Source organism: Mycolicibacterium sp. HS_4_1, assembly GCF_054515875.1.
On record NZ_CM137261.1, the window covers coordinates 1,372,813 to 1,386,487 of the forward strand.

The window sequence follows — 13,675 nt, forward strand, 5'->3', positions numbered from 1 at the left end:
AGAGTGAGCTCCGTCCGACAAGCGATCGCTGACGCGGCTGCCGTGCTGGCCGCCGCGGGCGTCGACTCCGCCCGGGTCGACGCCGAATACCTCGCAGCGCACGCTGCCGGGGTGGACCGGGCCCGGGTGATGTTCACCGAGCCCGAGGCCGCGTTCTATCCGCATTTCCGTGACCTGGTGGAACGGCGTGCGCAGCGAATTCCCTTGCAGCACTTGATCGGAACGGCAGCATTCGGCCCGGTGGAGGTGCAGGTCGGCCCGGGAGTGTTCATTCCCCGCCCGGAGACCGAGGCACTGCTGGAGTGGGCCATGAAGCAGCCGGTGCCGCCGAGCCCGGTGATCGTGGATCTGTGCACCGGATCGGGCGCGCTGGCGTTGGCGTTGGCGCACACCTGGCCGCAGGCGAAGATCGTGGCCGTCGAGAAATCCCCGGAGGCCCTGGTCTACGCCCGGCGCAACTGTGCCGGCACCGCCGTCGAGGTGCTGGAGGCCGACGTCACTGTTCCCAGCCTGCTGGCAGACAGGGACGGCACAGTGGACCTGCTGGTATCCAACCCGCCGTACATCCCGGACGGTGCCGAGCTCGATCCCGAAGTCATCGACCACGACCCGGCCGCGGCCCTGTTCGGTGGGCCCGACGGCATGTCGGTCATCGTGCCGATCATCGCGCTGGCGGCGCGCTTGCTGCGGCCCGGCGGCGCACTGGGCATCGAGCACGACGACACCACGGCGGATCAGGTGGTGGCCGCGTTGGAGCGCGACGGTACGTTCGGAGGCATCACCGCACGGCGCGATCTGACCGGGCGGCCCCGGTTCGTGACCGCGACTCGACGGTAAACGGGTCATGGCAACCGACGAATGCTTGCGTGAGGAGTCATAGATGGAGACGTTCGACTGCGGCGATGCGGTCAAGCGCGGCACTGGGATCGCCTCCGCGATCAGTGCGCTCAAGGGCGGTCGCCTGGTCGTGCTGCCCACCGACACCGTCTACGGGCTCGGCGCCGACGCCTTCAACAGCGAGGCGGTGGCGGCGCTGCTGGCCGCAAAGGGGAGGGGTCGCAACATGCCCGTCCCGGTCCTGGTCGGCTCCTGGCGCACCATCGACGGCCTGGTCTACTCCGTGCCGCCGTCTGCGCGCGACCTGATCGAGGCGTTCTGGCCGGGTGCGCTGAGCCTGGTGGTGCGGCAGGCCCCGTCGCTGTCGTGGGACCTCGGTGACACCAACGGCAGCGTCATGCTGCGCATGCCACTGCACCCCGTGGCCATCGAGCTGTTGCGCGAGGTCGGCCCCATGGCTGTGTCCAGCGCCAACATCTCCGGCCAGTCGCCCGCCGTCAATGCAGAGGAGGCGCGGGCGCAGCTGGGCGACAAGGTCGAGGTGTACTTGGACGCCGGACCGGCGACCAAGCAGGCCGCATCCACGATCGTCGACCTCACCAGCGCGACGCCGCGGGTGCTGCGCGAAGGACCGATCTCCGTCGCGCAGATCGCCGAGGTGCTCGGCGTCGAACTGAAGTCCCTGACCGGCGAGATGTCGTGACCGTAGTTGCCGACGCAGGCCGGCTGCTCGCGCAGATCGACCGGGGCACCGGGGTCCCGCTCAGAGAGCTGGTGCTGGTCGGTCTCACCGCGGCGATCATCACCTACTTCGCCACCGGCTGGGTGCGGGCGCTGGCCTTCCGGTTCGGTGCGGTCGCCTACCCGCGCGAACGTGACGTCCACGTCCAGCCGGTCCCGCGCATGGGCGGGCTGGCGATGTACATCGGGGTGGTCGCCGCCGTGCTGCTGGCCTCCCAATTGCCCGCCCTGACGCGAGGTTTCGTCTATTCGTCGGGCATGCCGGCGGTCGTGGTGGCGGGCGGCCTGATCATGCTCATCGGCCTGATCGATGACCGCTGGGGCCTGGACGCGCTGACCAAGTTCGCGGGCCAGATCACCGCGGCCAGCGTCCTGGTCACCATGGGTGTCGCGTGGAGTGTGCTGTACATCCCGATCGGCGGCGTCGGCACCATCGTGCTGGACCAGGCGTCGTCCATCCTGCTGACCCTGGCGCTGACGGTGTCGATCGTCAACGCGATGAACTTCGTCGACGGGCTCGACGGTCTGGCTGCCGGGCTCGGCCTCATCACCGCGTCGGCCATCTGCATCTTCTCGGTCGGGCTGCTGCGTGACCACGGCGGTGACGTGCTGTTCTACCCGCCGGCCGTCATCTCGGTGGTGCTTGCCGGCGCGTGCCTGGGGTTCCTGCCGCACAACTTCCATCCGGCCCGCATCTTCATGGGGGATTCCGGGTCCATGCTGATCGGCTTGATGCTGGCCGCTGCGTCGACCACCGCAGCCGGTCCGATTTCCCAGAACGCCTACGGCGCGCGCGATGTGTTTGCTTTGCTGTCGCCGTTCCTGTTGGTCGTTGCGGTGATGTTCGTGCCCGCCCTCGACATGCTGCTGGCGATCGTCCGTCGTACCCGGGCGGGCCTGAGCCCGTTCAGTCCCGACAAGATGCATCTGCACCATCGGCTGCTGCAGATCGGCCACTCGCACCGCCGCGTCGTGCTGCTCATCTACCTATGGGTGGGCATCGTGGCGCTGGGGGCGGCCAGCACCATTTTCTTCGACCCCCGATACACGGGTGCGGTGATGCTCGGGGCCATCCTGCTGGCCGCTATTTTCACCTTGATTCCGCTCCTGCGGCGGCGCGATGACCTGCCAGAAGGCGAGTACGACAAAAAGTAGTAGGTGCCCGTTTTTGGGTGCCCACCATGTGGTACGGTTCTGGCAGAACCCGAAAAACCTCGCGGGTTGCCGGCCCGGCCCATCGGTTCGCACAAGCCGATCGGCGCCGAATGACGACCGACAAAGGGAGCTTCCCCTTGGGTGATTCCAGTGTGCCCGACGCGCTCGATGTGACCTTCGATACGCTCTGTGGGCACGCACACAGGATTGCCAGGTATATGGGGACGGCACTCGTGACCGCGGGATTGAGGTGAACACCATGACGACACCAGCGCAGGACGCGCCTCTGGTGTTGCCGGCAGTGGCTTTTCGGCCCGTGCGTTTGTTTGCTGTCTCTCTTCTCGTGACGGCCATCGCGCTCGGCGGCGGCTACGCAGTGAGCGGCAATCTCAAGTTCGGCGCCTTCTTCGGTCTGGGAATGGCGCTCGGTCTGACCAACGCCCTGATGGTCCGTCGCGCGGTCGCCAAGGTCACCGCCAAGGATCACCCACTGAAGATGCAGATGGCAGCCAACTCCGCGATGCGGCTGGTGGTCATCTCGGTGATCGCCCTGCTGATCACCTGGTTCTTCAAGCCGGCCGGTATCGGCGTCCTCTTCGGGGTGGCGCTGTTCCAGGCGATTCTTGTCATGAGCACCGCATTGCCGGTGATGAAGAAGGTCCGCGCCGGCCAGCGTGACGGTGGTGCCGGCGTCGACCAACCAGAAGCACACGACGGATCAGAAGCAAAGGACTGACGACCCAAGTGATTCAACAATTCGCCGCCGAGGCCGCCATCGAGGTCGGCCACCACGAGCAGCACGAGCTGTGGGGCTACACCTTCAACGTCGACACGATCATCGCCACCAGCGTGGCTGCGGTCATCGTCATCGCGTTGGCCTTCTTCGTGAAGGCGAAGGTGACCTCAACCGGAGTGCCCGGCGGTGTTCAGCTGTTCTTCGAGGCCATCACCATCCAGATGCGCCAGCAGATCGAGACCGCGATCGGTATGAAGGTCGCTCCGTTCGTGCTGCCGCTGGCCGTCACGATCTTCACCTTCATCCTGATCTCCAACTGGCTCTCGGTCCTGCCGGTGCAGTTCGGTGGGGAAGACGGTGGCGCGAAGGAGTTGCTGGCCCCGCCGGCCTCGGACATCAACTACGTGTTGGCGCTCGCGCTGTTCGTGTTCCTCTGCTACCACGCTGCGGGCATCTGGCGCCGGGGTGTCTTCGGCCACTTCAAGAAGCTGCTGAAGGGTCACGTCGCGGTCCTGGCTCCGATCAACATCGTCGAGGAGATCGCCAAGCCGGTCTCGCTGTCTCTGCGACTCTTCGGAAACATGTTCGCCGGCGGCATCCTGGTCGCCCTGATCGCGATGTTCCCCTGGTACGTGCAGTGGGCGCCGAACGCCATCTGGAAGACCTTCGACCTGTTCGTCGGTCTGATCCAGGCGTTCATCTTCGCGCTGCTGACGATCCTGTACTTCAGCCAGTCGATGGAACTCGACGAGCACCACTAAGTCCCGCAAGACCTGTAGGAACCACAAATAAGACCCTGGTAGCGCAGCTACCAGTTACCAAGGAGGAAAAAGAGAATGGCCGACGCAGCAACGAACGCCACTATCATCCAGGGCGCCCTCATCGGCGGTGGCTTGATCATGGCCGGTGGCGCCATCGGTGCCGGTATCGGTGACGGTATTGCCGGTAACGCGCTGATCTCGGGCATCGCCCGCCAGCCGGAGGCCCAGGGCCGCCTGTTCACCCCGTTCTTCATCACCGTCGGTCTGGTGGAAGCCGCGTACTTCATCAACCTGGCCTTCATGGCGCTCTTCGTGTTCGCCACCCCGGGCCTGTCGTAATCCGTCGACATGGGTGAATTGAGCGCAACCATCCTGGCCTCGGGCCAGGCAGCAGCAGAGGGTGGCGGGGGTCAGAACTTCCTGATCCCCAACGCGACCTTCTTCGTCGTGCTGATCATCTTCCTGATCGTGCTCGGCGTGATCGGCAAGTGGGTTGTGCCACCGATCAGCAAGGTCTTGGTCGAACGCGAGGAAATGCTGGCCAAGACCGCTGCTGACAACCGGAAGTCGGCTGAGCAGGTGGCCGCCGCAGAGGCGGACTACAACGCGGCGATGGCGGGTGCCCGTACGGAGGCTTCGGCCATCCGTGACGAGGCCCGCAACGAGGGCCGCAAGGTCGTCGACCAGGCGCGTGCAGCGGCAAGTGGTGAGGTGGCCGAAACCCTCAAAGGTGCCGACCAGGCACTGTCCGCGCAGCGGCAGTCCACAGAGGCCGAACTGCAGTCGTCGGTCGACAACCTGTCCCAGACGCTGGCGAGCCGCATCCTCGGTGTGGAGTTGGCATCTGACGTGAAATCAGGCGGGAGCCACTAGATGGAAATCTTCATCGGGCAGCTGATCGGCTTTGCCGTCATCGTGTTCATCATCTGGAAGTACGTCGTGCCTCCGGTGAAGGGCTTGATGGCCAAGCAGCAGGAAGCCGTTCGTGTCGCGCTGGCCGAAAGTGCCGAAGCTGCACAGAAACTCGCCGACGCCGACAAGATGCACGCCAAGGCTCTCGCCGACGCCAATGCAGAGTCGGCCAAGGTGACCGACGAGGCCCGGCACGATTCGCAGCGCATCGTCGAGCAGCTCTCCGAGCAGGCCGCTATCGACGCTGAGCGGATCAAGGCGCAGGGCGGCCAGCACGTCGAGTTGATGCGTCAGGGCGTGATCCGCGAGCTCCGTCAGGAGCTGGGCGCGGAGTCGGTGGCCAAGGCCGACGAACTGGTGCGCCGGTACGTCGCCGAGCCCGCCGCTCAGGCCGGCACCGTGGACCGCTTCCTCGCGGATCTGGAACAGATGGCGCCGTCCTCCGCTGAGGTCGGCACCCACGCCGAGGTGAAGCTGCGGGCCGCGAGCCGGGATTCACTGAACGCGCTGGTCACCAAGTTCGACGCCACTGCAGGCAGTCTCGATGCGGCGGCGCTGACCGCGCTGGCCGATGATCTGGCTGCCGTCGTCCGGCTGCTGCTGACCGAGAACAACCTCGCCCGGCACCTGGCCGAACCCGCCGACAACTCGGCCCCCAAGGTCACCCTGCTGGATGCGGTGCTGTCCGGCAAGATCGGCGCCCCCGCCCTGGAGCTGCTGCGCTCCGCGGTGTCGTCGCGGTGGTCGGAGCAGCCCGATCTGGTCGACGCCATCGAGCACGTCGCTCGCCTGGCGCTGATCAAGCGGGCCGAGGTCAACGGTGAGGTCGCCGAGGTCGAGGACCAGCTGTTCCGGTTCAGCCGTGTGCTGGACGCGCAGCCGCGCCTGTCGACGCTGCTCGGTGACTACGGCACTCCGGTCGACAGCCGAGTTGCCTTGCTGGACAACGTGCTTACCGGTGCCCACGGCGCGCTCAACAGCACCGTCAAGGCGCTGCTGACGCAGACCGTGAGCCTGTTGCGCGGCGAACGTGCCGACCAGGCGGTCCTCGATCTGGCCGAGCTGGCAGTCGCCCGCCGTGGTGAGGTTGTTGCCCACGTGGAGGCTGCCGCGGCGCTGTCCGATGCCCAGCGGACCCGACTCGCGTCGGTCCTGACCCGCATCTACGGCCACCCGGTGTCCGTCCAGCTGCATGTCGATCCGAGCCTCCTCGGTGGTCTGACCATCACCGTCGGTGACGAGGTGATCGACGGCTCCATCTCGTCACGACTGGCTGCCGCCTCCAACCGGCTGCCCGACTAACTCCGAAACACCCAAGACTAGGAAGACCAAAAACCATGGCAGAGTTGACAATCTCGGCTGCTGATATCGAAGGTGCCATCGAGAACTACGTAACGACGTTCTCGGCCTCGACCGATCGTGAAGAGATCGGCACTGTCGTCGACGCCGGTGACGGCATCGCACACGTCGAGGGTCTGCCCTCGGTTATGACGCAGGAGCTCCTCGAGTTCCCCGGCGGTGTTCTGGGCGTGGCCCTGAACCTCGACGAGCACAGCGTCGGTGCGGTCATCTTGGGTGATTTCGCGAAGATCGAAGAGGGCCAGCAGGTCAAGCGCACCGGAGAGGTGCTCTCGGTGCCGGTCGGCGACGAGTTCCTCGGCCGCGTCATCAACCCGCTCGGCGAGCCCATCGACGGTCAGGGCGAGATCAAGGCCGAGACCCGTCGTGCCCTCGAGCTCCAGGCCCCGTCGGTCGTACAGCGCCAGAGCGTCAGCGAGCCGCTGCAGACCGGTATCAAGGCCATCGACGCCATGACCCCGATCGGCCGCGGCCAGCGCCAGCTCATCATCGGTGACCGCAAGACCGGCAAGACCGCCGTCTGCGTCGACACCATCTTGAACCAGCGCGAGGCCTGGGAGACCGGCGACCCGAAGCAGCAGGTGCGCTGCGTCTACGTCGCCATCGGCCAGAAGGGCACCACCATCGCCAGCGTGAAGCGTGCGCTGGAAGAGGGTGGCGCCATGGAGTACACGACCATCGTCGCGGCTCCCGCCTCTGACCCCGCCGGCTTCAAGTGGCTGGCCCCGTACACCGGTTCGGCCATCGGCCAGCACTGGATGTACAACGGCAAGCACGTCCTGATCGTGTTCGACGACTTGTCCAAGCAGGCCGACGCCTACCGCGCCATCTCGCTGCTGCTGCGTCGCCCGCCGGGCCGCGAAGCCTTCCCGGGTGACGTCTTCTACTTGCACTCCCGTCTGCTGGAGCGTTGCGCGAAGCTGTCCGACGAGCTCGGTGGCGGTTCGATGACGGGTCTGCCGGTGATCGAGACCAAGGCCAACGACATTTCGGCGTTCATCCCGACCAACGTCATCTCGATCACCGACGGCCAGTGCTTCCTGGAGTCCGACCTGTTCAACCAGGGTGTTCGCCCGGCCGTGAACGTCGGTGTGTCGGTGTCCCGTGTCGGTGGTGCCGCCCAGATCAAGGCCATGAAGGAAGTGGCGGGCTCGCTGCGTCTGGACCTGTCGCAGTACCGCGAGCTGGAGGCCTTCGCGGCGTTCGCCTCGGACCTGGATGCTGCTTCGAAGGCTCAGCTGGACCGCGGTGTTCGCCTGGTCGAGCTGCTCAAGCAGCCGCAGTACAGCCCGCTGGCGGTCGAGGACCAGGTCATCGAGATCTTCCTCGGCACTCAGGGCCACCTGGATTCGGTTCCGGTCGAGGACGTTTCACGTTTCTCTGCGGAGCTGCTGGAACACGTGAAGGCCAGCCACGCCGACATCCTCGACGGCATCAAGTCGACGAAGAAGCTCTCCGAGGAGAACGAGGAGAAGCTGGTCTCGGTCATCAACGAGTTCAAGAAGGGCTTCGCCGCCACCGACGGCAGCTCGGTCGTCGTCAAGGAAGCCGCTGCCGAGGCACTGGATCCCGCTGACCTCGGCCAGGAGTCGGTGAAGGTCCACAAGCCGGCACCGAAGAAGGCCTAGGTAACCAATGGCAGCCACACTGCGCGAGCTACGCGGACGTATCAAATCCGCCTCGTCGATCAAGAAGATCACGAAGGCGCAGGAGCTGATCGCCACGTCGCGGATCGCCAAGGCGCAGGCCCGGGTTGATGCAGCCCGGCCCTACGCCACTGAGATCACCAACATGCTCACCGAGCTTGCGGGAGCCAGCGCGCTGGATCACCCGCTGCTCGTCGAGCGGGAGAATCCCCGGCGTGCCGGGGTGCTGGTGGTGTCGTCGGACCGCGGCCTGTGCGGCGGCTACAACGCCAACGTGCTGCGCCGGGCCGAGGAACTGTTCTCGCTGTTGCGTGAAGAGGGCAAGGAACCGGTGCTGTATGTGGTCGGCCGAAAGGCCTTGGGCTACTACAGCTTCCGCGGGCGTTCGGTCATCGAGTCCTGGACCGGTTTCTCGGAGCGTCCGGAGTACGTCAACGCCAAGGAAATCGCCGACACGCTGGTATCGGCATTCATGGCGGGTGCCGATGACGAGGGTGACGGACCGGGAGCCGACGGCATCTTGGGTGTCGACGAACTGCACATCGTCTCGACAGAGTTCAAGTCGATGCTGTCGCAGACCGCCGAGGCCGTGCGGATCGCACCGCTGGCCGTCGAGTACACGGGGGAGCCGACCGGCGTCCACACGCTGTACTCGTTCGAGCCGAGCGCCGACACGTTGTTCGATGCGCTGCTGCCGCGGTACATCGCGACGCGTGTCTACGCGGCACTGCTTGAGGCCGCGGCCTCGGAGTCGGCTTCGCGTCGACGCGCCATGAAGTCGGCAACGGACAACGCCGACGACCTGATCAAGGCCCTGACCCTCGCCGCGAACCGCGAGCGCCAGGCCCAGATCACCCAGGAAATCAGCGAAATCGTCGGTGGCGCCAACGCGCTGGCCGACGCGAAATAGGCCCCGTAGGAAGCGAAGAGAGATATGACTTCTGCTGTAGAGACCAAGACCACTGGTCGCGTGGTTCGCATCACCGGCCCGGTGGTGGACATCGAATTCCCGCGTGGCTCGGTGCCCGAACTGTTCAACGCCCTGCACGCCGACATCACCTTCGGTGCGCTGGCCAAGACCCTGACCCTCGAGGTTGCGCAGCACCTCGGTGACCACCTGGTGCGCTGCATCTCGATGCAGCCGACCGACGGCCTGGTGCGTGGCACCGACGTTCGCGACACCGGCGCCTCGATCTCGGTGCCCGTCGGCGACGGCGTCAAGGGCCACGTGTTCAACGCGCTGGGTGACTGCCTGGACGAGCCCGGCTACGGCAAGGACTTCCAGCACTGGTCCATCCACCGCAAGCCGCCGGCCTTCGCCGACCTGGAGCCCCGCACCGAGATGCTGGAGACCGGTCTGAAGGTCGTCGACCTGCTCACGCCGTACGTGCGTGGTGGCAAGATCGCCCTGTTCGGCGGTGCCGGCGTGGGCAAGACGGTTCTGATCCAGGAGATGATCAACCGTATCGCCCGCAACTTCGGTGGTACCTCGGTGTTCGCCGGCGTCGGCGAGCGCACCCGTGAGGGCAACGACCTGTGGGTCGAGCTCGCGGACGCGAACGTGCTCAAGGACACCGCGCTCGTGTTCGGCCAGATGGACGAGCCACCAGGCACCCGTATGCGCGTCGCGCTGTCGGCCCTGACCATGGCCGAGTACTTCCGCGACGAGCAGAACCAGGACGTGCTGCTCTTCATCGACAACATCTTCCGGTTCACCCAGGCCGGTTCCGAGGTCTCGACCCTGCTCGGTCGTATGCCTTCGGCCGTGGGTTACCAGCCGACGCTGGCGGACGAGATGGGTGAGCTCCAGGAGCGCATCACCTCGACCCGTGGTCGTTCCATCACCTCGATGCAGGCCGTGTATGTGCCCGCCGACGACTACACCGACCCGGCCCCGGCCACCACGTTCGCCCACCTGGACGCCACCACCGAGCTCTCTCGTGCGGTGTTCTCCAAAGGCATCTTCCCGGCCGTGGACCCGCTGGCGTCGTCCTCGACGATCCTGCACCCCAGCATCGTCGGCGACGAGCACTACCGGGTTGCTCAGGAAGTCATCCGAATCCTGCAGCGCTACAAGGACCTTCAGGACATCATCGCCATCCTCGGTATCGACGAACTGTCGGAAGAGGACAAGGTGCTGGTGTACCGCGCACGTAAGATCGAGCGCTTCCTGAGCCAGAACATGATGGCCGCCGAGCAGTTCACCGGCCAGCCGGGTTCGACGGTGCCGCTGAAGGAGACCATCGAGGCGTTCGACCGTCTCGCCAAGGGCGACTTCGACCACCTGCCGGAGCAGGCGTTCTTCCTCATCGGTGGTCTCGACGACCTGGCGAAGAAGGCCGAAAGCCTCGGCGCCAAGCTGTGATCTCGTTGGTTACCCATGCGCTGAGCGCTTGCGCGAAGAGCAAACAACACAGTCGAAAGGTGGTGTGACATGGCCGAAATGGACGTCGAGATCGTCGCCGTCGAGCGCGCGCTGTGGACGGGCAAGGCCACATTCGTCTTCACTCGCACCACCGCCGGCGAGATCGGCATCCTGCCCCGGCACATCCCGTTGGTCGGCCAGCTGGTCGAGGACGCGATGGTCCGGGTCGAGCGCGAGGGCGAGGATGATCTGCGGATCGCGGTGTCCGGTGGGTTCCTCTCGGTGACCGAGGAGACCGTGCGGATTCTCGTGGAAGATGCGGCGCTGGAGTCGGAGATCGATGCGCATGCGGCCAAGGCCGATGCCGCGTCGGACGACGAGGCGACCGCTGCGTGGGGCCGGGCGCGTCTGCGCGCCGTAGGCCAGCTCGACTGATACTCCGATGAGCGCGTCCATGTTGATGATGGTCGCGCTCGTCGGTGTGTTGGTGCTGGCTGTTGCCGCACTGAGTTATCGCTTGTGGAAGTTGCGTCAGGTTGGCGGCACCGCCGCCATCCTGCGCGACTACCCAGCTGCCGGCGGCCACGGGTGGCGGCATGGAGTCATGCGCTACCGCGGTGGTGAGGCCGGCTTTTATCGTTTGTCGAGCCTGCGCTGGTGGCCCGACCGCAGACTGTCCCGTCGTGGCCTGGAAGTCGTCGGACGCCGCGCCCCGCGGGGCGACGAATTCGACATCATGACCGATCAGACGGTCATTCTTGAGCTGCGTGACAACAGTCCCGAACGGCGCAGGGGTTACGAAATAGCTTTGGACCGTGGAGCTTTGACGGCTTTCACGTCGTGGCTCGAGGCCCGGCCGTCGCCGCGGTCCCGGCGCCGCGCGGTCTGAATTACGATCCCTCCGCTGTTTCCCCATTGCCGCGTCCCGCGGCGGGCTGCCACAGCACATCACCGTCGGGGTTCGCGGCCCGCGACAGGATGAACAGCAGATCCGACAGCCGGTTCAGATATTTGGCCGGCAGGACGCTGACGCTGTCGCCGTGTTCATCGATTGCCTGCCAGGCCGCACGCTCCGCCCGCCGAACCACGGTCCGGGCGACGTGCAGGTACGCCGACAGCGGAGTGCCGCCGGGCAGGATGAACGACGTGAGCTTCGACAGCGGCTCGTTGAACTCGTCGCACCAGGCTTCGAGCCGATCGATGTACGGCTGGGTGATTCGCAGCGGCGGGTATTCCGGATTCTCGACCACGGGAGTCGACAGGTCGGCACCTGCATCGAAGAGATCGTTCTGAATCTGCAGGAGTACCAAGCGGATTCGTTCATCAGGCGCGCCTGCCGAGACCGCGACGCCGATCGCGGCGTTGGCTTCGTCACAGTCGGCGTAGGCGGCCAGGCGCGAATCGTTCTTCGACACGCGGCTGAAATCGCTGAGCCCGGTCGACCCGTCGTCGCCGGTCCGGGTGTAGATGCGGGTCAGGTGCACAGCCATGGTGAAACCGTACTCGCGGTGACTTCTTTGTGGCCTGACACCGGCCTCCGCCGCTGTCTACACTTAGCCGCGTGAGCGAGCGTTTCGTGGTGACTGGGGGTAGCCGGTTGTCCGGCGAAGTTGCCGTGGGGGGCGCTAAGAACAGCGTGCTGAAGCTGATGGCCGCAGCGTTGTTGGCTGAAGGCACCACCACGATCACCAACTGTCCGGACATCCTGGATGTTCCGTTGATGGCCGAGGTGCTGCGTGGTCTCGGAGCGACTGTTGAGCTCGACGGCGACGTTGCCCGGATCACCTCGCCCGACGAGCCCAAGTACGACGCGGATTTCGCCGCGGTCCGGCAGTTTCGCGCTTCGGTGTGTGTGCTCGGTCCGCTGGTAGGGCGCTGCAAGAAGGCGAAAGTCGCATTACCCGGCGGCGACGCGATCGGATCGCGACCCCTGGACATGCATCAATCCGGCCTGCGCCAGCTCGGTGCCCGGTGCAACATCGAGCACGGTTGCGTGGTTGCAGAAGCTGACCACCTGCGCGGGGCGGAGATTCAGCTCGAGTTCCCGTCGGTGGGGGCGACAGAGAACATCCTGATGGCGGCGGTGCTCGCCGAGGGTGTGACCGTCATCCACAACGCGGCACGTGAGCCGGACATCGTCGACATCTGCGACATGCTGAACCAGATGGGCGCCAAGGTCAGTGGGGGAGGGACCTCGACCCTCACCATCACCGGGGTGGACAAGCTGCATCCGACGGAGCACCGGGTGATCGGTGACCGGATTGTGGCAGCGACCTGGGGAATTGCCGCGGCGATGACGCGAGGCGACGTCGCGGTGACGGGTGTGGACCCGCAGCATCTTCAGCTGGTGCTGCACAAACTCCACGATGCCGGCGCGACCGTGACGCAGCACGACAACGGTTTCCGGGTCGTGCAGTACGAACGCCCGAAGGCGGTCAACGTCGCGACGCTGCCGTATCCGGGATTCCCGACCGACCTGCAGCCCATGGCCATCGGGTTGGCGTGCATCGCCGAGGGCACGTCGATGATCACCGAGAACGTGTTCGAAGCGCGGTTCCGGTTCGTCGAGGAGATGATCCGCCTGGGCGCGGACGCCCGGACCGACGGACATCACGCGGTGGTCCGCGGAATTCCGCAATTGTCGAGTGCACCGGTGTGGGCCTCGGATATTCGTGCCGGCGCCGGTTTGGTGTTGGCGGGATTGGTTGCCGACGGCGATACCGAGGTTCATGACGTTTTCCACATCGATCGCGGATACCCGTTGTTCGTGGAGAACCTCGTAAGTCTGGGCGCGGAGGTCGAACGAGTCAGTTGACGGCCGTTGGCGTGTCGCGCTGAGCCTTCCGCCGGACTGCCGCGTGACGCGTTTTGGGCGAAAAACCGCCCATATGCAGCCGTTTTGTAAAATCAAGATCAGCCCGCTAATGTATTCCAAGTCAGCAGCGAGCGGGGCCAACAAAGCCCAGAGCAAGAGCTTGACAGCCCGACCAAGAGGTAGTAGGTTGGTGGGGTTGCCCGAAAACGGCGTGTTGTTTGAGAACTCAATAGTGTGTTTGGTGGTTTTTGTTTGTTGTTTTTTGACCATGCCTCGTGTTTTCCCGTTTGTGGGGTGTGGTTGTTTTTTGATGCCAGTTTGTTTGGTGTCTTTTGTTTGTGATCGGAT

15 protein-coding genes are annotated in these 13,675 nt (G+C 65.4%); 14 read left to right on the forward strand and 1 reads right to left on the reverse strand.

Features of this window, described 5'->3' with window-relative positions; genetic code table 11:
- The first annotated feature begins 3 nt into the window (after positions 1–3).
- The 13 genes from prmC (at position 4) to ACX12F_RS06655 (ending at position 11,401) form a co-directional block, all read left to right on the forward strand.
- The gene (prmC, locus tag ACX12F_RS06595; RefSeq protein ID WP_459368818.1) at positions 4–837 is read left to right on the forward strand and encodes a peptide chain release factor N(5)-glutamine methyltransferase; all 834 of its coding nucleotides are present in this window, start codon (positions 4–6) and stop codon (positions 835–837) included.
- 43 nt (positions 838–880) lie between these two features.
- Positions 881–1,540: an L-threonylcarbamoyladenylate synthase gene (locus ACX12F_RS06600; protein WP_459368819.1), complete on the forward strand. Its 660-nt coding sequence runs from the start codon at positions 881–883 to the stop codon at positions 1,538–1,540.
- Positions 1,537–2,733 (forward strand): glycosyltransferase family 4 protein, encoded by a 1,197-nt coding sequence (locus ACX12F_RS06605; RefSeq protein WP_133764101.1) that lies wholly within the window; start codon positions 1,537–1,539, stop codon positions 2,731–2,733. Before ACX12F_RS06600 ends, ACX12F_RS06605 begins: the two co-directional genes overlap by 4 nt.
- A gap of 259 nt (positions 2,734–2,992) precedes the next feature.
- Positions 2,993–3,469, forward strand: a complete 477-nt coding sequence (locus tag ACX12F_RS06610) for an ATP synthase subunit I (protein ID WP_459368820.1) — start codon at positions 2,993–2,995, stop codon at positions 3,467–3,469.
- 8 nt (positions 3,470–3,477) lie between these two features.
- Positions 3,478–4,230, forward strand: a complete 753-nt coding sequence (gene atpB / locus ACX12F_RS06615; RefSeq protein ID WP_313888593.1) for a F0F1 ATP synthase subunit A — start codon at positions 3,478–3,480, stop codon at positions 4,228–4,230.
- 75 nt (positions 4,231–4,305) lie between these two features.
- Complete coding sequence (locus ACX12F_RS06620) at positions 4,306–4,569, forward strand: F0F1 ATP synthase subunit C (protein WP_020104130.1); 264 nt, start codon at positions 4,306–4,308, stop codon at positions 4,567–4,569.
- Positions 4,570–4,578: 9 nt separating this feature from the next.
- On the forward strand, positions 4,579–5,103 hold the full coding sequence (locus ACX12F_RS06625) for a F0F1 ATP synthase subunit B (protein WP_459368821.1): 525 nt from the start codon (positions 4,579–4,581) through the stop codon (positions 5,101–5,103).
- A complete protein-coding gene (locus ACX12F_RS06630; RefSeq protein WP_459368822.1) occupies positions 5,104–6,444 on the forward strand; it encodes a F0F1 ATP synthase subunit B/delta in 1,341 nt (446 codons plus the stop codon).
- A 35-nt stretch (positions 6,445–6,479) separates the two neighbouring features.
- Complete coding sequence (gene atpA, locus ACX12F_RS06635; protein ID WP_459368823.1) at positions 6,480–8,129, forward strand: F0F1 ATP synthase subunit alpha; 1,650 nt, start codon at positions 6,480–6,482, stop codon at positions 8,127–8,129.
- Between the two features lie 7 nt (positions 8,130–8,136).
- The gene (locus ACX12F_RS06640) at positions 8,137–9,057 is read left to right on the forward strand and encodes a F0F1 ATP synthase subunit gamma (protein WP_459368824.1); all 921 of its coding nucleotides are present in this window, start codon (positions 8,137–8,139) and stop codon (positions 9,055–9,057) included.
- 24 nt (positions 9,058–9,081) lie between these two features.
- Positions 9,082–10,512, forward strand: a complete 1,431-nt coding sequence (gene atpD / locus ACX12F_RS06645; RefSeq protein ID WP_459368825.1) for a F0F1 ATP synthase subunit beta — start codon at positions 9,082–9,084, stop codon at positions 10,510–10,512.
- A gap of 69 nt (positions 10,513–10,581) precedes the next feature.
- Positions 10,582–10,947 (forward strand): F0F1 ATP synthase subunit epsilon, encoded by a 366-nt coding sequence (locus tag ACX12F_RS06650; RefSeq protein ID WP_043397041.1) that lies wholly within the window; start codon positions 10,582–10,584, stop codon positions 10,945–10,947.
- A gap of 7 nt (positions 10,948–10,954) precedes the next feature.
- Positions 10,955–11,401 (forward strand): DUF2550 domain-containing protein, encoded by a 447-nt coding sequence (locus ACX12F_RS06655; RefSeq protein ID WP_459368826.1) that lies wholly within the window; start codon positions 10,955–10,957, stop codon positions 11,399–11,401.
- Between the two features lies 1 nt (position 11,402).
- Here ACX12F_RS06655 and ACX12F_RS06660 read toward each other — a convergent pair whose 3' ends face one another.
- On the reverse strand, positions 11,403–12,002 hold the full coding sequence (locus ACX12F_RS06660) for a cob(I)yrinic acid a,c-diamide adenosyltransferase (RefSeq protein ID WP_459368827.1): 600 nt from the start codon (positions 12,000–12,002) through the stop codon (positions 11,403–11,405).
- 71 nt (positions 12,003–12,073) lie between these two features.
- Here ACX12F_RS06660 and murA point away from each other — a divergent pair, with 71 nt between their 5' ends.
- Positions 12,074–13,327 carry a UDP-N-acetylglucosamine 1-carboxyvinyltransferase gene (murA, locus tag ACX12F_RS06665; RefSeq protein WP_020104139.1) on the forward strand — a complete coding sequence of 418 codons (1,254 nt, stop codon included), beginning with the start codon at positions 12,074–12,076 and terminating at the stop codon, positions 13,325–13,327.
- The last annotated feature ends 348 nt before the right edge of the window (positions 13,328–13,675 follow it).

Bases quoted from the DNA above. Each gene is read 5' to 3' on its own strand.
- ACX12F_RS06600 (WP_459368819.1), top strand. From the start codon at position 881: ATGGAGACGTTCGACTGCGGCGATGCGGTCAAGCGCGGCACTGGGATC.
- ACX12F_RS06610 (WP_459368820.1), top strand. From the start codon at position 2,993: ATGACGACACCAGCGCAGGACGCGCCTCTGGTGTTGCCGGCAGTGGCT.
- ACX12F_RS06620 (WP_020104130.1), top strand. From the start codon at position 4,306: ATGGCCGACGCAGCAACGAACGCCACTATCATCCAGGGCGCCCTCATC.
- ACX12F_RS06625 (WP_459368821.1), top strand. From the start codon at position 4,579: ATGGGTGAATTGAGCGCAACCATCCTGGCCTCGGGCCAGGCAGCAGCA.
- ACX12F_RS06630 (WP_459368822.1), top strand. From the start codon at position 5,104: ATGGAAATCTTCATCGGGCAGCTGATCGGCTTTGCCGTCATCGTGTTC.
- atpA (WP_459368823.1), top strand. From the start codon at position 6,480: ATGGCAGAGTTGACAATCTCGGCTGCTGATATCGAAGGTGCCATCGAG.
- ACX12F_RS06640 (WP_459368824.1), top strand. From the start codon at position 8,137: ATGGCAGCCACACTGCGCGAGCTACGCGGACGTATCAAATCCGCCTCG.
- atpD (WP_459368825.1), top strand. From the start codon at position 9,082: ATGACTTCTGCTGTAGAGACCAAGACCACTGGTCGCGTGGTTCGCATC.
- ACX12F_RS06650 (WP_043397041.1), top strand. From the start codon at position 10,582: ATGGCCGAAATGGACGTCGAGATCGTCGCCGTCGAGCGCGCGCTGTGG.
- ACX12F_RS06655 (WP_459368826.1), top strand. From the start codon at position 10,955: ATGAGCGCGTCCATGTTGATGATGGTCGCGCTCGTCGGTGTGTTGGTG.
- ACX12F_RS06660 (WP_459368827.1), bottom strand. From the start codon at position 12,002: ATGGCTGTGCACCTGACCCGCATCTACACCCGGACCGGCGACGACGGG.